Source organism: Methylophaga sp. OBS1 (genome assembly GCF_026319365.1).
The window spans coordinates 520,124-539,242 of sequence record NZ_JAPDMS010000002.1 but is presented as its reverse complement, the minus strand read 5'-3'; the positions used below and the strand labels follow the sequence as shown (position 1 = coordinate 539,242).

Annotated in this window: 19 protein-coding genes; 9 read left to right on the top strand and 10 right to left on the bottom strand. The window is 51.0% G+C overall.

The features are described from left to right. From OMQ46_RS09280 to glnE, 3 genes are all read right to left on the bottom strand, one after another. The gene (locus OMQ46_RS09280; protein WP_266236475.1) at nucleotides 1-750 is read right to left on the bottom strand and encodes a YebC/PmpR family DNA-binding transcriptional regulator; all 750 of its coding nucleotides are present in this window, start codon (nucleotides 748-750) and stop codon (nucleotides 1-3) included. A 70-nt stretch (nucleotides 751-820) separates the two neighbouring features. Then, nucleotides 821-1,750 (bottom strand): branched-chain amino acid transaminase, encoded by a 930-nt coding sequence (locus OMQ46_RS09275; RefSeq protein ID WP_266236474.1) that lies wholly within the window; start codon nucleotides 1,748-1,750, stop codon nucleotides 821-823. A gap of 38 nt (nucleotides 1,751-1,788) precedes the next feature. Continuing rightward, nucleotides 1,789-4,602, bottom strand: a complete 2,814-nt coding sequence (gene glnE / locus OMQ46_RS09270; RefSeq protein WP_266236473.1) for a bifunctional [glutamate--ammonia ligase]-adenylyl-L-tyrosine phosphorylase/[glutamate--ammonia-ligase] adenylyltransferase — start codon at nucleotides 4,600-4,602, stop codon at nucleotides 1,789-1,791. Between the two features lie 230 nt (nucleotides 4,603-4,832). Between glnE and OMQ46_RS09265 the strand changes: the two genes are divergently transcribed. From OMQ46_RS09265 to OMQ46_RS09245, 6 genes are all read left to right on the top strand, one after another. Continuing rightward, nucleotides 4,833-5,231, top strand: coding sequence for a PA2779 family protein (locus OMQ46_RS09265; protein ID WP_266236472.1), 399 nt, complete (start codon nucleotides 4,833-4,835; stop codon nucleotides 5,229-5,231). 13 nt (nucleotides 5,232-5,244) lie between these two features. Beyond that, complete coding sequence (locus tag OMQ46_RS09260) at nucleotides 5,245-6,234, top strand: PA2778 family cysteine peptidase (protein WP_266236471.1); 990 nt, start codon at nucleotides 5,245-5,247, stop codon at nucleotides 6,232-6,234. A gap of 19 nt (nucleotides 6,235-6,253) precedes the next feature. Beyond that, a complete protein-coding gene (locus tag OMQ46_RS09255; RefSeq protein WP_266236470.1) occupies nucleotides 6,254-6,592 on the top strand; it encodes a tRNA-binding protein in 339 nt (112 codons plus the stop codon). Between the two features lie 3 nt (nucleotides 6,593-6,595). Further along, complete coding sequence (locus OMQ46_RS16640; RefSeq protein ID WP_416234835.1) at nucleotides 6,596-7,006, top strand: lysozyme inhibitor LprI family protein; 411 nt, start codon at nucleotides 6,596-6,598, stop codon at nucleotides 7,004-7,006. 382 nt (nucleotides 7,007-7,388) lie between these two features. Continuing rightward, nucleotides 7,389-8,018, top strand: coding sequence for an alternative oxidase (locus tag OMQ46_RS09250; protein WP_266236469.1), 630 nt, complete (start codon nucleotides 7,389-7,391; stop codon nucleotides 8,016-8,018). 2 nt (nucleotides 8,019-8,020) lie between these two features. Then, nucleotides 8,021-8,389, top strand: coding sequence for a DUF6164 family protein (locus OMQ46_RS09245; protein WP_266236468.1), 369 nt, complete (start codon nucleotides 8,021-8,023; stop codon nucleotides 8,387-8,389). A 96-nt stretch (nucleotides 8,390-8,485) separates the two neighbouring features. Here the strand turns inward: OMQ46_RS09245 and groL are convergent, their stop codons facing one another. The 3 genes from groL to OMQ46_RS09230 form a co-directional block, all read right to left on the bottom strand. After that, the gene (gene groL, locus OMQ46_RS09240) at nucleotides 8,486-10,117 is read right to left on the bottom strand and encodes a chaperonin GroEL (RefSeq protein ID WP_266236467.1); all 1,632 of its coding nucleotides are present in this window, start codon (nucleotides 10,115-10,117) and stop codon (nucleotides 8,486-8,488) included. Between the two features lie 43 nt (nucleotides 10,118-10,160). After that, nucleotides 10,161-10,451 (bottom strand): co-chaperone GroES, encoded by a 291-nt coding sequence (gene groES, locus OMQ46_RS09235; protein WP_266236466.1) that lies wholly within the window; start codon nucleotides 10,449-10,451, stop codon nucleotides 10,161-10,163. Nucleotides 10,452-10,571: 120 nt separating this feature from the next. After that, nucleotides 10,572-11,042 (bottom strand): FxsA family protein, encoded by a 471-nt coding sequence (locus tag OMQ46_RS09230; protein ID WP_266236465.1) that lies wholly within the window; start codon nucleotides 11,040-11,042, stop codon nucleotides 10,572-10,574. Between the two features lie 221 nt (nucleotides 11,043-11,263). Between OMQ46_RS09230 and OMQ46_RS09225 the strand changes: the two genes are divergently transcribed. Beyond that, nucleotides 11,264-12,616 (top strand): OprO/OprP family phosphate-selective porin, encoded by a 1,353-nt coding sequence (locus OMQ46_RS09225; protein WP_266236464.1) that lies wholly within the window; start codon nucleotides 11,264-11,266, stop codon nucleotides 12,614-12,616. 241 nt (nucleotides 12,617-12,857) lie between these two features. Beyond that, nucleotides 12,858-14,684 carry a GGDEF domain-containing protein gene (locus OMQ46_RS09220; RefSeq protein ID WP_266236463.1) on the top strand — a complete coding sequence of 609 codons (1,827 nt, stop codon included), beginning with the start codon at nucleotides 12,858-12,860 and terminating at the stop codon, nucleotides 14,682-14,684. Between the two features lie 13 nt (nucleotides 14,685-14,697). Here OMQ46_RS09220 and OMQ46_RS09215 read toward each other — a convergent pair whose 3' ends face one another. Next, nucleotides 14,698-15,132, bottom strand: coding sequence for an arsenate reductase ArsC (locus tag OMQ46_RS09215; RefSeq protein ID WP_266236462.1), 435 nt, complete (start codon nucleotides 15,130-15,132; stop codon nucleotides 14,698-14,700). A 168-nt stretch (nucleotides 15,133-15,300) separates the two neighbouring features. Between OMQ46_RS09215 and OMQ46_RS09210 the strand changes: the two genes are divergently transcribed. Further along, complete coding sequence (locus OMQ46_RS09210; RefSeq protein WP_266236461.1) at nucleotides 15,301-15,975, top strand: TIGR04211 family SH3 domain-containing protein; 675 nt, start codon at nucleotides 15,301-15,303, stop codon at nucleotides 15,973-15,975. Between the two features lie 42 nt (nucleotides 15,976-16,017). On the opposite strand, the gene OMQ46_RS09205 is transcribed toward OMQ46_RS09210, so the two are convergent. Genes OMQ46_RS09205 through OMQ46_RS09195 form a run of 3 tightly spaced genes read right to left on the bottom strand, consistent with a single transcriptional unit; the run spans nucleotide 16,018 to nucleotide 18,975 of the window. Further along, complete coding sequence (locus tag OMQ46_RS09205; protein ID WP_266236460.1) at nucleotides 16,018-16,548, bottom strand: HugZ family protein; 531 nt, start codon at nucleotides 16,546-16,548, stop codon at nucleotides 16,018-16,020. Then, entirely contained in the window at nucleotides 16,541-16,948 is a 408-nt protein-coding gene (gene hutX, locus OMQ46_RS09200) for a heme utilization cystosolic carrier protein HutX (RefSeq protein ID WP_266236459.1), read from the bottom strand. Before hutX ends, OMQ46_RS09205 begins: the two co-directional genes overlap by 8 nt. Before the next feature lie 11 nt (nucleotides 16,949-16,959). Further along, on the bottom strand, nucleotides 16,960-18,975 hold the full coding sequence (locus tag OMQ46_RS09195; protein WP_266236458.1) for a TonB-dependent hemoglobin/transferrin/lactoferrin family receptor: 2,016 nt from the start codon (nucleotides 18,973-18,975) through the stop codon (nucleotides 16,960-16,962). Nucleotides 18,976-19,119 lie beyond the last annotated feature (144 nt).

The window sequence follows — 19,119 nt, the reverse complement described above, 5'->3', positions numbered from 1 at the left end:
TCAGCTATCGAGCTGCGCCATCACCTCATCAGAAAAGTCAGCATTGGAATAGACTTCCTGTACATCATCCAGTTCTTCGAAAGCCTCGATCAGGCCAATCGCCTTCCTGGCATCTTCGACTTCGAGGCTGACCGTATTGTCCGGATGCATGGTGACCTGTGATGATTCGACTTCAATACCGGCGGCGTCCAGTGCGTCTTTGACGGTGGAATAATCTTCCGGGCTGGTGAAGACATCAATCGTGCCGTCATCGTTGTTAACGATATCTTCAGCGCCGGCTTCCAGCGCCACTTCCATGATATCGTCCTCTTCCGTGCCGGCAGGCAGCGTGATAATGCCTTTCTGATTAAACATGAAAGCGACACAGCCATCGGTCCCCATATTACCGCCGCGCTTGGTGAAGACGTTACGGACGGCCGCGACAGTCCGATTTTTGTTATCGGTCATGCAATCCACCATGATGGCTATGCCATTGGGTCCGTAACCTTCGTAGCGGATTTCCTCATAGCTGACGCCTTCCAGCTCACCGGCACCACGTTTGGCAGCGCGCTCAATCACGTCCTTGGTCATATTACTGCCCAGGGCCTTATCAATCGCTGCCCGCAGACGTGGGTTGGTGGCGGGGTCGCTGCCGCCCATCCGGGCTGCGACGGTGATCTCGCGAATCAGCTTGGTGAACAGTTTGCCGCGCTTGGCATCCTGTGCACCTTTACGATGCTGAATATTTGCCCACTTGCTATGACCTGCCATTGTGCTTAGTACCTCTTAATTTTGCACAGGCCGGGGGACTTGTCACCCGACCCACTTTGAACGTTTATTATCAGACCAGGGTGTTCCAGTTCTGGTAGACCTCACTGCGCCCCAGCACCTGATCGAAATACATGGATTGCAGTTTCTCGGTGATGGGACCACGGGTGCCGCTGCCGATAGGACGGTTGTCCAGTTCGCGAATTGGCGTCACTTCTGCTGCAGTACCGGTGAAAAATGCTTCATCGGCGATGTAGACTTCATCACGGGTGATGCGCTTTTCAACTACTGTGAGGCCGATATCACGAGCCAGGGTAATGACGGTGTCACGGGTGATGCCTTCCAGTGCGGAAGTCAGCTCCGGGGTATAAAGCACACCGTCACGAACCATAAAGAAGTTTTCACCACTGCCCTCGCAGACAAAGCCCTGCGCATCAAGCAGCAGTGCCTCATCATAACCACAGCTGACCGCCTCCTGCAGCGCCATCATCGAGTTCATGTAGTTGCCGTTGGCCTTGGCTTTACACATGGTGATGTTGACATGGTGGCGGGTGAAAGAGGATGTCTTGATGCGGATACCCTTGGTCATGTTTTCTTCACCCAGGTAGGCTCCCCAACTCCAGGCTGCGACCATGGTATGCACGTTCAGGTTGTCGGCACGAATTCCCATGCCTTCAGAGCCGTAGAAACACATCGGCCGGATATAAGCTGACTCCAGCTTGTTCTCACGCACCACAGTACGTTGCGCCTCGTTGATGGTGTCTTTGTCGAACTGGATTTTCATGCCCAGGATTTTGGCGCTGCGGAACAGACGATCGGTGTGTTCCTGCAACCGGAAAATAGCGGTGCCTTTGTCGGCTTTATAGGCGCGGACACCTTCAAACACACCCATTCCGTAATGGAGAGTGTGAGTGAGTACGTGGACTTTCGCTTCCCGCCACGGCACCAGTTCGCCGTCCAGCCAGATAACGCCGTCACGATCCGCCATTGTTGATGCTACCATAATCCTAAATTCCAAGTCTGTCTGTTAATCGATACTGATCAGGACTCACCCAACCAGCGCTGCCAAATAGTGGCTACCTGCTCTGGATAATCGCCTACCCGCGCTTTATCTATCAGCGCCGGTCTTTCCTGCAACACGCAGTGATTCGCTTCACTGCGATAGAAACGATAGGCTTCGGCAAGCATGTCGCCTTCCGCCTGCGCCAGTTTGCCTGTGGCCACCAGCGCTTCCAAAATCCTAATATTATCTGTGTAAACCAGTAGTTCAGGCAAGTTTGCTGACCAGGCCAGCACCGCATATTGCACCATAAACTCGATATCGGTGATAGCACCTATACCCTGTTTCAGATCAAATAGTTGGCTGTCGGTCTTATCCAGTTGGCCGCGCATCTTGCTGCGCATCTCGCGAACCTTGTCTGCCAGTGCGGTTTCATCGCGTGACTGAGCCAGCACCTGCTCGCGAATCTGCCAGACTTTCGCTGCCAGCGCCTCGTCTCCGCCCACACAGCGGGCGCGGACCAGCGCCTGGTGTTCCCAGGTCCAGGCTTCTTCCCGCTGGTAATCAGCAAAACCGCTTAGAGGACTGACCAAAAGGCCCGATGCGCCACTGGGCCGCAGCCGCATATCGACCTCATAAAGAATGCCGCCCGGAGTGATGGTGGTCAGCAGGTGAATCATGCGCTGAGCCAGCCGGGTATAAAACACCATCGGTTCGACCGGTTTGTCTCCGTCCGTCGTACCCTCCTGACTGTCATCAAAGATGAACACCAGATCCAGATCCGAGCCATAACCCAGTTCCAGTCCGCCCAGCTTGCCATAGGCCAGGATGGTAAAGCCGCAACTGGCCGGATCATCTGTTTTGGCGGCCGGCGGATAACCATGGCGTTTGACCAGATGTGCCCAGGCCAGCTGCAACACCTTTTCCAGCTGAATTTCCGCCAGCTCGGAGAGTTGATCCCCGACCCGCATCAGGGGCAGGACATCCGTCACATCGGCCGCTGCCACATGCAAGGTGGCAATCTGACGAAATTCGCGCAGGCGATTCATCATCTGTTCCAAATCATCTTCATCGACTGAAGCCAGAAACAGTTCCAGCTGCTTTTTCAGCTCATCGCGCGCCGGGACTTCATAGAGGGAGCGCGGGTCCAGCAACTCATCCAATAAAACCGGATAGCGGGCCAGCTGATGACTAATCAGCGGACTGGCTGCACACAGCTTGACCAGTTGCGACAAGGCCAGCGGATTTTCCACCAGCAATGACATGTAGGCACTGCGCCTCATGATCGATTCAAGCAGCGGCATCAGCCTTGGCAGGGTCTCATCCGGATTGTCACTACTGGCCGCCGCCTGAACCAGCAGAGGAAGCAGTTTTTCCAGCCGCTGACGGCCGGTCTGACCGAGGTTGCGGCAGACATGCTGTTCCAGCAGCTTGTCCAATACCTCCAGACAGTCCTGCGGTTGTTGATAGCCGCACTCGCTCAGGTAGTCCAGTTTTTCTTCTTCACCGGCATTGAGCAGGGAAATATTATTGGTGGCAGCTTCATCCTCGGCCTGCGGCGCCGCCAGTAGCTGACTGAAATGATCATGGACCTGCTGCCGGTGCTGCCACAACGTCTGATAAAAACTCTCCCAGCTATCAAAGCCCATGCTGTTTGCGAGTCGCAGCCGGGCCTCTGTTTCCTGAGGCAGGACATGCGTTTGTTGATCAGCCCAGGCCTGTATACGGTGTTCGGTACGGCGCAGAAAAACATAGGCCTGCTTGAGTTCATTCACCGCATAATCAGACAGCACGCTACGCTCGGCCAGGCAGTCAAGAATGGTCAGAATGGGTCTTTGCTGCAATGGCTTGTCGCGACCGCCGTAGATCAGCTGAAAGACCTGACCGATAAACTCGATTTCCCGAATGCCACCGGCACCCAGCTTGATATTGTCTTCCATCCCACGCCGATGGAGCTGGCCCGCGATCATCGACTTCATCTCACGCAGGGAGTCGAACATGCCATAATCCAGATAACGCCGGTATACAAAGGGGCGCAGCATATCTGACAAGGCTTTTCTTGCCTCGGCCGTACCGGTGATGGCGCGCGCCTTGATCATCGCATAGCGTTCCCATTCCCGCCCCTGAGTCTGGTAATACTCTTCCATTGCCTCATAGCTGGAAGCCAGTGCACCACTCTCACCAAATGGCCGTAAACGCATATCGACGCGAAATACAAAACCATCCGCCGTCTGATTATCCAGTGCCTGGATCAGTTTTCGGCCCAGCCGGGTGAAAAACTCTTCGTTGCTCAGCGTTTTGCGCCCCTCACGGGTCTCGCCTTCCTCGGGATAAGTGAATATCAGATCGATATCAGAAGACAGATTCAATTCACCCGCACCCAGCTTACCCATGCCCAGCACCACCAGCTGCTGTTCATTACCGTCTTCGTCACAGGGACGCCCATAGAGTGCAGTTTGCCATTGATGCAGTATGCTGAGGCTCTGTTCAATGCAGACATCCGCCATCGCCGACAGATCCGCCATGGTTTCCGCCAGGTCAGCCCAGCCGGCCAGGTCCCGCCAGATGATTCTGACCATCTGTTGCTGTCTGAAATAACGTAGCTGCTTTTGTAAGGCGTTCTCATCTGCAACCGAAACCAGCATTGTCTTCAAAATATTGGCAAAGTCACTGCTTGACTGTGTTGCGAGAAGACTCCCGGTCGCCAGAAGCTCGTCGAGTTGAATCTGCTGGCGCTGGCCCCACTGATTGACAAAATCGCTGCCTGACAAAACCTGAACAGCCTCAGCCTGAAGTTCCGGATAGGCTGACAGGGCCTTTTCCCAGCTGTCAGGGATAGAAAAAGCAGCGGTCATAGCGACTCCCAACTCGGTCATGTTTCAAAAAAACATCACTTTACCTTATGCTGAAAGCTGACCAAACCCAAATCGTTTTGCAGCAACCCTGAAAATCAGGTTAAGAATTGCATAACAAGTCACAAATCAGCCGGATAGAGGCTTGTTAGCCGGACAGATTTTGTTAATCTGCCACTGTCACACAGCACAGCCGTTGTTGCTGTGGGCCAAAACTTTGATAAGGAGGTTTTATGAATTGCTTCAGACGCCTCGGGAAAGTAGTCCCCATCATGCTCATCATGGCTTTTCTGAGTATTTACATAGCACCGGTGCAAGCCGCGATGGTGGGAAATGAGCAACTTCTCGCCCAGTCCCAGCATGAAATGACCAAGCAACAAGTGCTGAGCGAGCTGGATAAACAGTCAGTTCAGGACAAACTGGTTGCCCTGGGTGTTGAGGTGGATGATGCCAAGCACCGCATTCAACAATTAAGCCCTCAGGAACTCGCTCAGCTTCAACAGGAGTTCGAACAAATGCCTGCGGGTAGTGGCATTATCGGCGCCCTTCTGGTCATTTTTATCGTTTTTGTAGTGACCGATATGCTGGGTGCTACCGATGTGTTTGGTTTTGTTCACAACATCAACCATTGATATGAACTTCACCATGCTCAAAAACAGCGTCAGATGCTTGTCTGGCGCTGTTTTTATTTTGCTGCTCACCGCCTGTGCCGGCACCCCACAGAGTAGCCGAATCAGCAGCCAGCCACCGGCTGATATCCCTGCCAGCCATGAATTAACAGAGGTGGCCTTTTTCCCACAGGAGGCCTATCAATGTGGACCAGCGGCACTGGCCACAGTGCTTAATCATCAGAATTTCAACGTCACCGATTCCGATTTAGTAGACAAGGTTTACATCCCTGGTCGTAAGGGCAGTCTGCAGGTGGAAATGATTGCGACTGCACGCAGTTATGACTTACTGACATACAAACTGGCTGCTAACCTTGGCGATATACTTCGTGAAGTTGCTTCCGGGCGTCCCGTGCTGGTGTTTCAGAACCTGGCCCTGCAATGGGTACCACAATGGCATTATGCAGTGGTGGTCGGATACGACCTGATTAACCAGCAACTGATTTTGCGTTCGGGTACAAGCAAGCGTCACATGCTTGCCTTTTCCACCTTTGAGCGAACCTGGCAACGCGCTGATCACTGGGCTTATGTCATGCTTCCACCGGACCAAGTCCCCGTCACGGCCAATCTGATTGAATACACCCGCAGCGCGATGACACTGATGCAATCGGGACGCAAACAATCAGCAGTGAGTGCTTTGGAAACCGCCAGCAAACACTGGCCCGATCAAGCCTTACCGTATATGGCGCTGGGAAATATGCTATATCAGACACAGGATTTCGCGGCTGCACAAGCCGCCTTCACCCACGCCATCACCAACGAACCTGACAATGCCCAGGCCTGGAATAATCTGGCGTATGTCATGACGGCGCAACAATGTCGGGTTGCGGCGATTAAAGCCATAGGCTGTGCGGTCAGACTGGCTCCCGATGATCAGAACCTGTCTGACAGTCTCAAAGAGATTGTGGCCCAACAGGATATTCCCGCGGGGCAGTGTGCTGTTCCCAAATGCCCGCTTTATCAATGATTGTTTATCAGGAGAAAGTATGGCCGAGATAAGCTGGGATGTCTTCCAGCAAATCGAATTGCGGGTTGGTACAGTTATCGATGCCCAACCCTTTCCGCAAGCACGCAATCCGAGCTATATCCTGCATGTTGACTTCGGCTCAGAGATAGGTGTGCGCAAATCCAGCGCCCAGGTAACCGACCTCTACACGCCTGAAACCCTGGTTGGCAAACAAGTACTTGCCGTCACTAATCTTCCCGCCAAACAGATTGGCCCAATAAAGTCGGAATGTTTGATCACTGGTTTTCATCAAGCCGATAATACGGTGGTCTTGGCGGCCCCCGAGATAGCTGTTCCCAATGGCAGTCGACTGGCATAGGCTGTGAGCGTACGCGGACTGTTTATTATATTGTTATGCGTGTCTACAACTGTTTCGGCCAGAGATGACTGCCATCACAGCGAGACCACAGTGGCCATGAACCAGTGCCTCGAACAAGCGTTTGATAAAGCCGAAACCAGCATGCAACGATACCTTTCGGCCAGCCTTAAACGCTATGAGAATAACGATGAAGTGTTCAATAGCATACACAGCGCGCAGCATGCCTGGCAGCGCTACCGAAAACATCACTGCGAGAGTCTTTACAGCATCTGGATTGAGGGAACTATTCGCGGTCCGCTCACCTGGCGCTGTCTAATTACAGAGACTCAAAAACGACGACATCAATTGTGGGATAGTTATCTTAGGTTTATGGACAACAGCAAGCCAGTGCTGCCAGAACCTCAACGTCCCTGAGGTTTCCTGGCAACAAGCTTTTTAGCTCTGTTGATTGCGTCATTCCACTTCGGTTTGTCACACATCCTCACAAGTATCGTGTCAGAAGACGTTATCGAGTAAAGGACTGCGTTACTGGAAGCTTGCCCCTCTATGATATGTCTCCGCATTTTGCGGGCGATGTTTTGCAATATGATTAGGGTGATTAACGTACTTTTATTGCCTAAGACTGTCCGTATCACGCTGAGCTCGTGAGCGCCTAGGCCATGCTGACCTGACTTTTGTTTTGTTCACACTCTTAATGTGCTCATCGTGCTCACTTTGGCAGTTTCATCGCATCTTTACTGCGTCGCGGGTTAAACTGGATCTGAGAGATAATGCACAACAAACATCTGGAAAAGCTATGGCTGAAGATTACCAAAATCCCCCCCATCACGAGACAAGTTGCTTCTCCGACCGACTGGCTTATGGCATCGTCAAATTTATGCGTTTTTTTGCCGATGTGTTCTTTGCGGGTCGCTACGGTCACCGTGCCGTGGTGCTTGAGACCGTCGCCGCCGTACCGGGTATGGTAGGCGGTGCCCTGCAGCACCTGCGTTCACTGAGAAAAATGAAAGATGATGATGGCTGGATCAAGACTTTGCTGGATGAGGCTGAGAATGAGCGGATGCACCTGCTGACTTTTATTCATATTGCCAGGCCCAGTCTGTTTGAACGGGTGATCATCATCATTGCTCAGGGTGTGTTTTATAACCTGTTTTTCCTGCTTTACCTGTGCTCATCCCGCGTCGCCCATCGGATTGTCGGCTATCTCGAAGAAGAAGCCGTTTACAGCTACACGGAATACCTGGAAGGGGTCGATAATGGCAAATATGAAAATGTGCCGGCGCCACAGATTGCCATTGATTACTGGCAACTGCCCGCAGATGCACGACTGCGTGATGTGATTCTGGTGGTGCGGGCAGATGAAGCGGAGCACCGTGATGTAAATCATGATTTCGCCAACCAGTTACAAGAAAAGGCGCATAGTTAAGCATGGCCGTTCTATTATTCCGGCTCAATCAGGTCCCGGAAGATGAGGCCGGTGATGTCAGGCAACTATTGAACGAGTCCGGCATTGATTACTACGAGAGCTCGGCCGGTTTTTTCGGACTTGGCGTCGCGGCCATCTGGTTGAAAGATAATGATGACCTGCCCCACGCCCGCGAACTGATAGATGACTATCAGGCGCAGCGGACAGAGACTATGCGGGCTGATTATCAATCCCGTGTCAGCGCTGGTGAGGAAAACAGCTTCTGGCAGGAGAGTCTGCAACACCCTTTCCGGTTGATTGGCAGTATCGGCCTGCTTGTGCTGGTATTAGCGATCATCATGCTACCTTTCTGGAAAACCCTGCATCCCTGACAGCAGCGACTGCTAAGACATTGGAACATAAAAAAAGCCCCGACATTTTCATGCCGGGGCTTTTTATCGGGACTTGCAGTAACTGACGTCGTCAGATTACATCATGCCACCCATGCCGCCCATGTCTGGCATTGCCGGAGCACTTTCTTCTTTAGGCAGCTCGGCAATCATGGCTTCGGTGGTCAGCATCAGACCAGCGACAGAACCCGCGTTTTGCAGTGCGGTACGGGTCACCTTGGTTGGGTCCAGGATACCCATATCGATCATGTCACCGTATTCACCGGTAGCGGCGTTGTAACCGAAGTTACCTTTGCCGTCAGCGACTTCGTTATGAACAACAGACGCTTCAGCACCGGCATTGGTGACGATTTGACGCAGGGGTTCCTGCATCGCACGACGGGCCAGTTTGATACCCATATCCTGATCGTGGTTATCACCTTTCAGTTCACCCAGGTTGGTTTCTGCGCGAACCAGTGCCACACCACCGCCAGGGACCACGCCTTCTTCAACCGCCGCACGGGTCGCGTGCAGGGCGTCTTCAACGCGGGCTTTCTTCTCTTTCATTTCCATTTCGGTCGCGGCGCCGACTTTGATCACGGCAACACCGCCAGCCAGTTTAGCTACACGTTCCTGCAGTTTTTCCTTGTCGTAGTCTGAAGAAGACTCGGCAATCTGGGCACGGATTTGCTCAACACGGGCCTGGATTTCATCACCACGGCCAGCACCATCAACGATAGTGGTGTTTTCTTTGCTGACAGTGATTTTCTTGGCTTGACCCAGGTGATCCAGTGTCGCTTTTTCCAGGCTCAGACCGACTTCTTCTGAAATCACGGTACCACCGGTCAGCACAGCGATGTCTTCCAGCATCGCTTTACGACGGTCACCAAAACCAGGTGCTTTCACGGCGCAGACTTTTACGATGCCACGCATGTTGTTAACCACCAGTGTCGCCAGCGCTTCGCCTTCGACATCTTCAGAGACAATCAGGAGCGGACGGCTGGATTTAGCGACTTGCTCCAGGGTTGGCAGCAGTTCACGGATGTTGGAGATTTTCTTGTCGAACAGCAGAATGTAAGGATCTTCCAGTTCGGCAGTCATGGTTTGCTGTTCAGTCACGAAATAAGGTGACTGGTAACCACGATCGAACTGCATACCTTCAACGACATCCAGCTCGTTTTCGAAGCCGCTGCCGTCTTCGACAGTGATAACGCCTTCTTTACCGACTTTCTGCATAGCTTCGGCAATGATTTTGCCGACAGAATGATCTGAGTTGGCAGAAATCGTACCGACCTGGGCAATCGCTTTATCGTCGTCACAAGGTGAAGACATTTTGCGCAGTTCTTCAACCGCAGCCTGTACGGCTTTGTCGATACCGCGTTTCAGATCCATCGGGTTCATGCCTGCTTCCACAGACTTCATACCCTCACGCAGAATGGCTTGTGCCAGTACCGTCGCCGTAGTGGTACCGTCACCGGCAGCATCAGAAGTGTGAGAAGCCACTTCTTTCACCATCTGTGCACCCATGTTCTCGAATTTGTCTTCCAGTTCGATTTCTTTCGCGACTGAGACACCATCTTTGGTCACGGTCGGCGCACCGAAGCTCTTATCCAGAACCACGTTACGGCCCTTCGGACCCAGTGTGACTTTTACTGCGTTGGCCAGGACGTTAACGCCTTTTACCATTTTTTGACGCGCATCGGCGCCGAATTTGACTTCTTTAGCAGCCATGTTTATTCCTCTTATCCTTTATAAAGCAAATGAATCCAGAAGATTAGCCTTCGATAACAGCCACGATGTCATCTTCACGCATGACAAGCAGTTCTTCGCCTTCAACTTTTACTTCAGTACCGGCGTATTTACCGAACAGGACTTTGTCACCGACTTTGACTGTCAATGCACGAACTTCGCCTGCATCCGTTAATTTGCCATCACCGACGGCGAGTACCTCACCACGTGAGGGTTTTTCTGCTGCGTTGTCAGGGATGACAATACCGCCAGCACTCATGGTTTCTTCTTCCATGCGACGAACAATCACACGATCATGAAGGGGACGAAGATTCATCTGTAATTCCTCCGAAAAAATGTCTGTTTAGGACCAATGTTGTTTGTTTTGGCATCCCTTAAATGGGGGCTGAAAAACCGCTTTCAAGGGCTCAGGTGAAAAATTTTTACTGATGTTGTTTCAGCGAAGATGGCGGGGATCATCGTCATCGACCACTTCCCCTTCGATAATGTCTTCATTGCGTCGCGATGAATAGCGCGACTGTTGATAGAAACCACTGCCGCCGCTGCTGAAGATAAAACGACTGTTTTTCAACATCTGAGCGATTAATACCTGACGCACTGGCGGCACAAGCAATAAAAAGCCCATGGTGTCAGTGACAAAACCGGGCGTCAGTAATAGCGCACCGCTAACCAGCAGACATAAACCTTCCAGCATCTCCGTAGCCGGTAACTGTCCCTGCTGCATTGTCCGCTGCGCACGATGTAATGTCTGGAACCCCTGCAGTCTCAGCAAAAAGGCGCCAATCACCGCTGTAGCCACCACAAGGAAAATCGTCCAGCCGGCGCCAATCACCTGTCCAACCTGGATCAGGAAAAAAATCTCCACCAGCGGCACGACCAGAAAAAGAATGAATAATAGTCGAAACATGGGTTATCCCAGTTTGATGAATGTAATGAAAGACATTGGGACGATTAAGCATTTTTCAAGCTAAAAAATTGGCTGTGGTAATGAAGCAACAAAATGCCGGTTCTGTATCAATGTCATCAAACTGTCATAAAAGATTCATCACGATGAAACATTGCGGGCATAAGGTGTGCGGGACTTCGGCGTTAGTCCGAACCTGATGAACCAACCAAGAGGATAGTCCCTTGAAACTCAAATCAACATCTTTATTAGTTGCGGGTGCCCTGTTCGGTGCAGCCGTTATGCCTGCTCACGCCGGCAACGAAGCCATGATGGACCTGCTGGAAGTACTGCGCGATAAAGGCACCATCAGTGCACAAGACTATAATATGCTGAAAAACGCTGCAGCCGCAGATAAGGAAATGGCTGAAGCTGAAAAAGCTGAAATGAAAAAAGAAGTGGAAGAAGCCACTGCCAACATGCCTGAAATCACCACCGACGGTAAACTCGTCGTTGCTGACAGAGACGGTAACTGGGAATTCCAGCCTATCGGTCGTGTGATGTGGGATGCGGTTAACGCTGATGCAGACACTGATGACAGTGACGATGATGTTAAAGGTACTGAACTGCGTCGTGCTCGTCTGGGTTTCGCAGGCTCTATCTATGATTGGAGCTACAAATTTGAGGCAGACTTCGCCGGTAACGACGTTTCTGTTAAAGACGCATACCTAGGCTATGGCAACAAGTTGACTGACAGCACCAAGTGGGGCGTTAAACTGGGTCAATCTCATATCCCATTCGGTCTGAATACCAAAATCAGCTCTAAATACATGACCTTCATGGATCGTCCGATGTTCGCTGACAGCAGCGTTTCACCAGCCCGTCAGAGTGGTGTTGTTGCGGCTATTAACGACAAGGATTACAACTGGCTGTTGTCTGCCGGTCTAACTAACGGCCCACTGGATGATGATGGTCAAACCTGGGACAACAACGGTAGCACATTTGCTGTTCGCGGTTCCTTCCTGCCTTACAAAGAAGGTAAAAACCTGGTTCAACTGGGTGCCGGTTACCTGACTCAAGGCGGCGGCGATGATTTCAAATTCCAACCAGACCTAGTCAGCCATGACGATAGCTTCAAACCAGTTTCAACTGGCACCATCGATCTGGACCAAGCTGATGCGTTCACTGTAGACGCGATGGCAGTCTTCGGTTCATTTCACGCCATGGCTGAATACCTGGATCACACTGCTGAACCTGAAACCGGTAGCGACATCGATACCACTGGTTACGCGGTTGAAGCAGGCTACTTCCTGACAGGCGAACAGCTGAAATGGAAAAAAGGTTATACATCAGGTATTTCACCTAAATCCAGCTGGGGTGCATGGCAGGTTGCAGCACGTTTTGAAAGCGTAGAAGTCGACCCAGGCTCATCTCTGGAAGATGAATACGACCAATTCACTGTTGGCGTTAACTACTACCCAACCAAGAATACCCGCTTGATGTTGAACTATTCTAAGGTCACTGACCTGACTGTAGATGGCAGTGGTGCCGACGAAGAGCCATCCGCTCTGAAATTCCGTGCTCAAGCATACTGGTAGTCAACAGTTAGAAGACTTACTCTTCGGGAATCGGCCTCACCCTTGGGTGGGGCCTTTTTTCATCTACTCACGATAACTGTCATAAAAGCTTCATTAATCTGTCATCAAAGTGACTAATCGTCATGTGATACTGAACCTACTTATTTGCCAATCTGGAATCGGTTAGCCCCTTTACGGAATGACAAGTTTACTCCTCATCTCTCGTGGTGATTAGTCCTGCCCCTCAAGGGCAGGATTTTTTTTGACTCTGGCTACTATGACACAAGAAGAACTGCGCCATTTTCACTCACTGGAAGATATCCTCAGCCAGGGATCGCTGACGCCATTATTGCAGCCGATTGTCTCGCTGCAGCAGCAACAGATTTTTGCTTATGAAGCCCTTATTCGGGGCCCTTCTGCCAGTCCGCTGCACTCTCCGCTTAATCTGTTCAACACGGCCAGTCGTCACGGCCGTCTGGCTGAACTGGATTTACTCTGTCGGGAAACCGTGATTCGCCGCTATGGCGAATTGGGTATGGAACAGAAACTGTTCATCAACACCAGTCCTGCCGCGTTACTGCAAGATGATTATCCCCATGGCCTCACGCTTCAGTTTCTGGAAGAGGCCGGCTTGTCACCTCAACAGGTTGTGATTGAACTGACCGAACAATACCCGATCGATGACTATGATTTAATGCGTGAGGCAACCCGTCATTATCGTGAGATGGGTTTCTCGATCGCCATTGATGATCTGGGGGCCGGGTATTCGGGGCTACGGACCTGGTCAGAGCTTAAGCCCGACTTCGTCAAACTGGATCGGCACTTCATGCAGAACATTCATGAAGACCGCCAGAAACGCCAGTTTGTACAGTCGATGATTGATATCGCTCAGAGTGTTGGCTGCCTGGTCATCGGCGAAGGCATTGAAGTCAGGCAGGAATATCTGGCTGCTCAGGGGCTGGATATGCAGTTTGCCCAAGGCTATTACTTTGGCAGGCCCAGCCGCTACCCACAAAAACACATGGACGAGAACCTGTTTGCACAACGTCAGCAGACCAGCCTCATCAGTCCCGGACGACCACGTGCCAACACCCTCGTCGGCAGTCTGCTAACCGAACTGGAGCCATTACGTGAAAGCGACAATGTCGAGCTTGCCGCTGAGCACTTCCAACGCAACCTCAAACTGGCTGCACTACCTGTCCTGGATGATACCAACCGGGTTAAAGGCATCATCTGGCGTGATGAATTTATGACACTCTATGCCAGCCGCTTCGGCCGTGAGCTGTATGGTCGCAAAGCCGTGCAATCATTTATGGATAAATCCCCCATCGTGGTCGAGACCTCATTGCCACTGAAGAAGCTCAGTTACCAAATCACCAGTCAACAAAGTCCGCAGCAGCACAGTCTGTTTGTGATTACTGAAGACAATCGCTATCGCGGTGTGGGCAGTCTGATGGATCTGTTACGCCAGATTACTGATATGCAGATCACCATGGCCCGCCATGCCAACCCACTCAGTGGCTTACCCGGCAATGTACCGCTGAGTGAACACATCCGCGAAGCCATTGAGCAGGAACGTGATGTCACTGTGTGTTATTTCGATCTGGATAACTTTAAGCCATACAACGATATTTACGGCTATAGCAAAGGCGACCAGGTGATCACGCTCACTGCCAAAACGCTGACCGAACATATCAACACTGAAGTCGACTTTATTGGTCATGTTGGTGGTGATGACTTTATTATCGTGTTTGAGAGCAAAGACTGGCAGCAGCGTTGTCATGCCATATTAGATGCCTTCAGTGCCCTGCAGGCACAGTTTTATAGCCTGCGGCACCTGCAACAGAAAGGCATACATGCCGTCGACCGGCATGGACGGGAGACCTTCTATCCCTTGCTCAGCTTATCGATTGGTGCCATCAGATTGAGAGACTTCAGCGGGATTAGCACAGAAACCGACCTCGCGGAGTGTGCCAGTAAAGCTAAATCCAAAGCCAAAAAGATGAATGGCAACAGTCTGTACCAGTTAGGCCGACATCAGTGCGATTGTGATGAAGAAACGGTCATCTCCGTCAAGCTGAGCGGCTGATTCGACAAACAGCTCAGACAGCGGCTTCCAGTGCTACCTGCTCAATCACGAACTCTACCCGCTGACGGACTTTTTCACGGGTTTCCCGAAATTCATTGAGCATTTCATGCTCCTCCCCGCGCATTTTGGCCGGATCAGGAAGCGGCAGATGTACTTTTATCGTATGAGGACTCAGCAACGGGCACTGTTCTTCTGCATTATCACAGAGGGTGACCAACAAGTCGGCCCATTCCAGCATCTCACCGTTAACGCGGATAGACTCCTGCCCGGAAATATCAATACCCACCTCTTGCATCACCCTGATGGCCAGAGTGTTCTGGCCATAGGCCTCAATGCCGGCAGACTTTACTTCAATATCTTCACCAGCCAGCGCCCGGGCCCAGCCCTCAGCCATCTGAGAACGACAGGAGTTTCCCGTGCACAAAAACATCACCCTTAACTTATCCATTTCTATATACCTTTATTTTTCGCACCAAGACAATATCAGCGCTGTGTGACAGGCTGATGAAATCCAGGATTGTGAAGACTAGGTCGCAGATTCGACCTGATGCAGTTGAAGCAATCCATTATCCATCTGCTAAAATGCGGTTTTGACTCAAAGACAAAGCGAAACACTGTGAAGAATCTGATCCGCTGCACCCTGCTCTTGGCTGCAATCAGCCTACCCGCCCTCAGCCAGGCACAAACCACCCGATATGTGTCTGATGAACTGGAAATCACCATGCGCAGTGGTCAGGGGATAAAGTTTGGCATCAAAAAGATGCTGGAGTCCGGCACCCGGCTGGATGTGCTGGAAACCGATCCCAATGGCTATTCCAAAGTTCGCACGGGTGAGGGCGTTGAAGGCTGGGTCCTGACCCGTTATCTCAGCAACAGTCCCAGTGCCCGCGATCAACTGGAAGCCAGTCAACAGCGTGTAGCAAACCTGGAACTGGAAATTGCCAAATACAAAGAGGAAATCGCCTCACTGAGTAACCAGAACAGTGATGTGGACACCCAGAATCTGAGTCTGCGAGAAAAGTCACAACGTCTGAGTAAAGAGCTGGACGACCTGCGCCGCACAGCTTCCAACGCCGTTGCGCTGGAAAACGAGAACCGGCAACTGAAAGAAAAACTGCAACAGATTGATCACAAGAACCAGTCACTGGTCATTGAGAATAATGCCCTCAAGGACAACAGTACCCGCAGCTGGTTTCTGGTTGGTGCTGCCGTGCTGTTTTCCGGTATCTTACTGGGCCTGATCCTGCCAAGGCTTCGTGTCCGTAAAAAAGACAGCTGGGGCAGCCTCTAATCAAAATGGGTGCCTCAACAGAGGCACCCCGCTATAAATTAACTAGGCCGAGACGTTGCTGCGCTTTTTGTGTCCCTCACGCAGGTGAGACAAACTGTCACCTGAGAGTGTCCCTCCCTCGATCTGGTAAGCCTTACCAAACCCTTTCACATACCGCCCCCCATTGGGGTGTAGACGAAAGAGCTTGAAATCACTCAGCTTGCTGAGGTTATTAATTCGCTCGCCATGACGGCTTTGCAAAGAATCAATTCCCTGCTGCCAGTCTGTGGTCTCCGGTTCAATCATTTCTGCCCTGACTCGATAAAACACCCGCAGACGGGCAAACAATTCGTTGGCCGTATCCTCATCTTCAATAATCAAAGCCGAAGCCTGCGGATTGAGTTGCAGATTTTTACCATGAACCGCGATTTCACTGATCAAAACATAGAGACAATCATCACCGACAGCAAACGGCGCGTATGACGCATAGGGCAGGCCGTTCTCATCCAATGAAGACAACATCAGACTTTTGCGACTATGGACCATATCCATGATTTCATCACGTATTTGGGTTTCCAGACCTTTGTTATTCATAAAGTGAATCCTTTTGATACTGCGCTTGGAGTTGTTTAAAACGTTGTGTTTGAGCAGGCATTAATTCGCCATTTGCGTCTCTGCCCAGAAAGATCTTGAAAATCGTCTCGCCATCGCTATCTTCAAACACAAAGGCGTAGCTTTCCCGGCCGCGATGGGCTTTATCCTGAAAGCGGATATGGGCTACCCGCTCCAGATTCAGGTGGCCGTGAAAGCCCGGCAATGGTCCTTCCAGGTTATAAAAACCATGGCCTTCAGAACCCCGGGGAAAGGGACCTTTGAATTCAAAGACCGAGCCACCATGAATCACTATCGTGGTGACCCATTCCCAGTCTGCAATTTCTTCCAATAGCGCCCTGGCTTTTTCGCCAGGCATGCAATTGATGGATTCAGTGGTCATCAAGGTCTCCTTTAGAAATCGTATCTGACCCCGAGACGGATATCTTTCCCGGGCATGTAGAGTTGTTCAAAGGCTACAATATATTTCTGATCCGTCAGGTTGTTGACCGTCAGATCGACAGTCAGGTTTTCAAAGTCACGGGGTGTCCAGTTAGCATACAGATCCACGAGTGTGTAATGGTCATAATCCGTGCTGATCTCAGTAGGCAGGTGTCTCTGTGCTTCTACACGGGTTATGGTAAAGCCGGTTTTAAGACTGTCAGCCAACCACGCTTTGTTCAGGTCGACCACCCATTTGTCTGCCGGGATATGACTTAATGCCTCTCCCGTGTTTTTGTTCTGAGCTCGGGTCTGACCATAGCTGACCAGCGTATTCCAGCTTTCCCATTGGTAATTAACCGCAATCTCAAAGCCCACTAACTGTGCTTCATCAACATTACGATACTCAGTATTCAAAGGATAAAAATCATCATCGAAGGGTAAAAATATCTGTTGGTAATTAGTTGTAATTTGCTCGATAAAGTTATCGACTTCGTTATGGAATGCAGAGGCATGCCAAGTCACTTTATCTCCTGAATTAAAGACATCATGCAACTGATAATCCAGCAGGAGTTCGATGTTTTTAGCTTCCTCAGGATCGAGGTTGGGGTCATTGATAAAGGTATTGCTAGCAAATGGGCCGTAGGTGAAGTGCGTGCCCGTAGTGTAAAGCTCTTCTGCCGAAGGGGCTCGGAAAGCCTCGTCATAACGCAATGTCAAACGCAGGTCCTCAGTGGGCAGCCAGCTGATAGCCGCAGACGGAGAAAAGGCATTATCACTGCGATCATCATTGAGATTATCGGCTTCGGTCGCAAAGTAATCGTAACGCCCGCCCAGTTCCACCAGCCATTGTTGACTCAGTGGCATCTGCATATTGACGAAAGCGCCCCAGACATCGGTCGTTGCTTCTGGTGGAACAGGTCTGTCGACGCCACCCCGGCTGGTGTCGATTTTATCCTGATAACCATCAATGCCATAAAGTAACTGGACAAGGCCCAGATCACTGCGGTTATTCAGGTTGATACCCAGGGTACGGATTTTTGTATCATCCGGCCGATCATCGCTGATACGGCTCTCATCCATCCTGGTTCGGTTCCAGTAAAGCTTCAGTTTGCTGTTGATCAAATGACTATCTGGATTGAGTCGGTAATCCAATGAAGCATGATCCGTCTCATTTTCACGCTCGATCAGAAAGTTGGAAGTATCGTTAGGCACAGCCGAGCCATTACTCGGCACCGAACCGTCCACCCTGGAACTGCGGAAATTGAAGGTTGCGGTTTGCGCAGGATCTATGAACCAGTCCATTTTGGCCATCATCCCACGGTCACGCACCGCAGAATTCAGCAGGTTGTCGCCACCACCAATTTCAATGTCATTGCCATCACGGTAGAAGCCCGACACCAGTAAATCGACATCACCGTAACGTCCTGCCAGCGCTGTCGTCGTCAGCCATTTATCGTTATTACTGTTATAGCCCTGCTTAATGAATCCGGCAAAGTTCTCCCCACCATTTAGCAAATCTGCCGCGTGTACCGTCTCACTGGAGATGACACCGCCAAGTGCGCCCGATCCCCACAGCGAACTGACAGGACCTTTGATAACCTCAACCCGTTTTAGCAGTGCCGGATCAAGGAAATAGCTTGGCCTGTGCCCGGACTCAAAATTCTGCCGGGTCCCATCAATCAGTTGCAAAACACGATTCGCGCCCAAGCCTCTGATATTGACTGTATGTAAATTTTCTCGAGGCCCGCCTCTCAGGCTGACATTAGGCAGTAAAGCAACGGTTTCCGGAACAGACTGTGCCTGTCTACGATCCAACTCCTGCTGTTCAAGCGATTCAATATGTCGTGTATTGGCGTATTCAAACCCAGCCAGCGTTGAAGATACTTCAAGCTTATCAAGTGATAGGGGATCTGCATTAACTGATGCAGAAGCGCCAGCCAGTAGTGCTGTGAGTAGGGTAATTCGATAATTTTTGCAGTATTTCATTTCTATTTCCCGGATAATGACAATGATGATTACGATCCTATACGATAATCATTATTATTTGCATTACTGGATTTTTTTGGCAAGGATTGTTACATTTCCTTTCTGCAAATGATTTTTATTTATAGAAATATCTGCCCACTCAGG

Excerpts from the sequence above, each read along its gene's own strand:
- OMQ46_RS09245 (WP_266236468.1), top strand. The coding sequence starts at position 8,021 with ATGGCCGTTCTATTATTCCGGCTCAATCAGGTCCCGGAAGATGAGGCC.
- OMQ46_RS09250 (WP_266236469.1), top strand. The coding sequence starts at position 7,389 with ATGGCTGAAGATTACCAAAATCCCCCCCATCACGAGACAAGTTGCTTC.
- OMQ46_RS09195 (WP_266236458.1), bottom strand. The coding sequence starts at position 18,975 with ATGAAATACTGCAAAAATTATCGAATTACCCTACTCACAGCACTACTG.
- OMQ46_RS09215 (WP_266236462.1), bottom strand. The coding sequence starts at position 15,132 with ATGGATAAGTTAAGGGTGATGTTTTTGTGCACGGGAAACTCCTGTCGT.
- glnE (WP_266236473.1), bottom strand. The coding sequence starts at position 4,602 with ATGACCGCTGCTTTTTCTATCCCTGACAGCTGGGAAAAGGCCCTGTCA.
- OMQ46_RS09260 (WP_266236471.1), top strand. The coding sequence starts at position 5,245 with ATGCTCAAAAACAGCGTCAGATGCTTGTCTGGCGCTGTTTTTATTTTG.
- OMQ46_RS09265 (WP_266236472.1), top strand. The coding sequence starts at position 4,833 with ATGAATTGCTTCAGACGCCTCGGGAAAGTAGTCCCCATCATGCTCATC.
- OMQ46_RS09275 (WP_266236474.1), bottom strand. The coding sequence starts at position 1,750 with ATGGTAGCATCAACAATGGCGGATCGTGACGGCGTTATCTGGCTGGAC.
- OMQ46_RS09205 (WP_266236460.1), bottom strand. The coding sequence starts at position 16,548 with ATGAATAACAAAGGTCTGGAAACCCAAATACGTGATGAAATCATGGAT.
- groL (WP_266236467.1), bottom strand. The coding sequence starts at position 10,117 with ATGGCTGCTAAAGAAGTCAAATTCGGCGCCGATGCGCGTCAAAAAATG.
- hutX (WP_266236459.1), bottom strand. The coding sequence starts at position 16,948 with ATGACCACTGAATCCATCAATTGCATGCCTGGCGAAAAAGCCAGGGCG.
- OMQ46_RS09255 (WP_266236470.1), top strand. The coding sequence starts at position 6,254 with ATGGCCGAGATAAGCTGGGATGTCTTCCAGCAAATCGAATTGCGGGTT.
- OMQ46_RS09280 (WP_266236475.1), bottom strand. The coding sequence starts at position 750 with ATGGCAGGTCATAGCAAGTGGGCAAATATTCAGCATCGTAAAGGTGCA.
- groES (WP_266236466.1), bottom strand. The coding sequence starts at position 10,451 with ATGAATCTTCGTCCCCTTCATGATCGTGTGATTGTTCGTCGCATGGAA.
- OMQ46_RS09230 (WP_266236465.1), bottom strand. The coding sequence starts at position 11,042 with ATGTTTCGACTATTATTCATTCTTTTTCTGGTCGTGCCGCTGGTGGAG.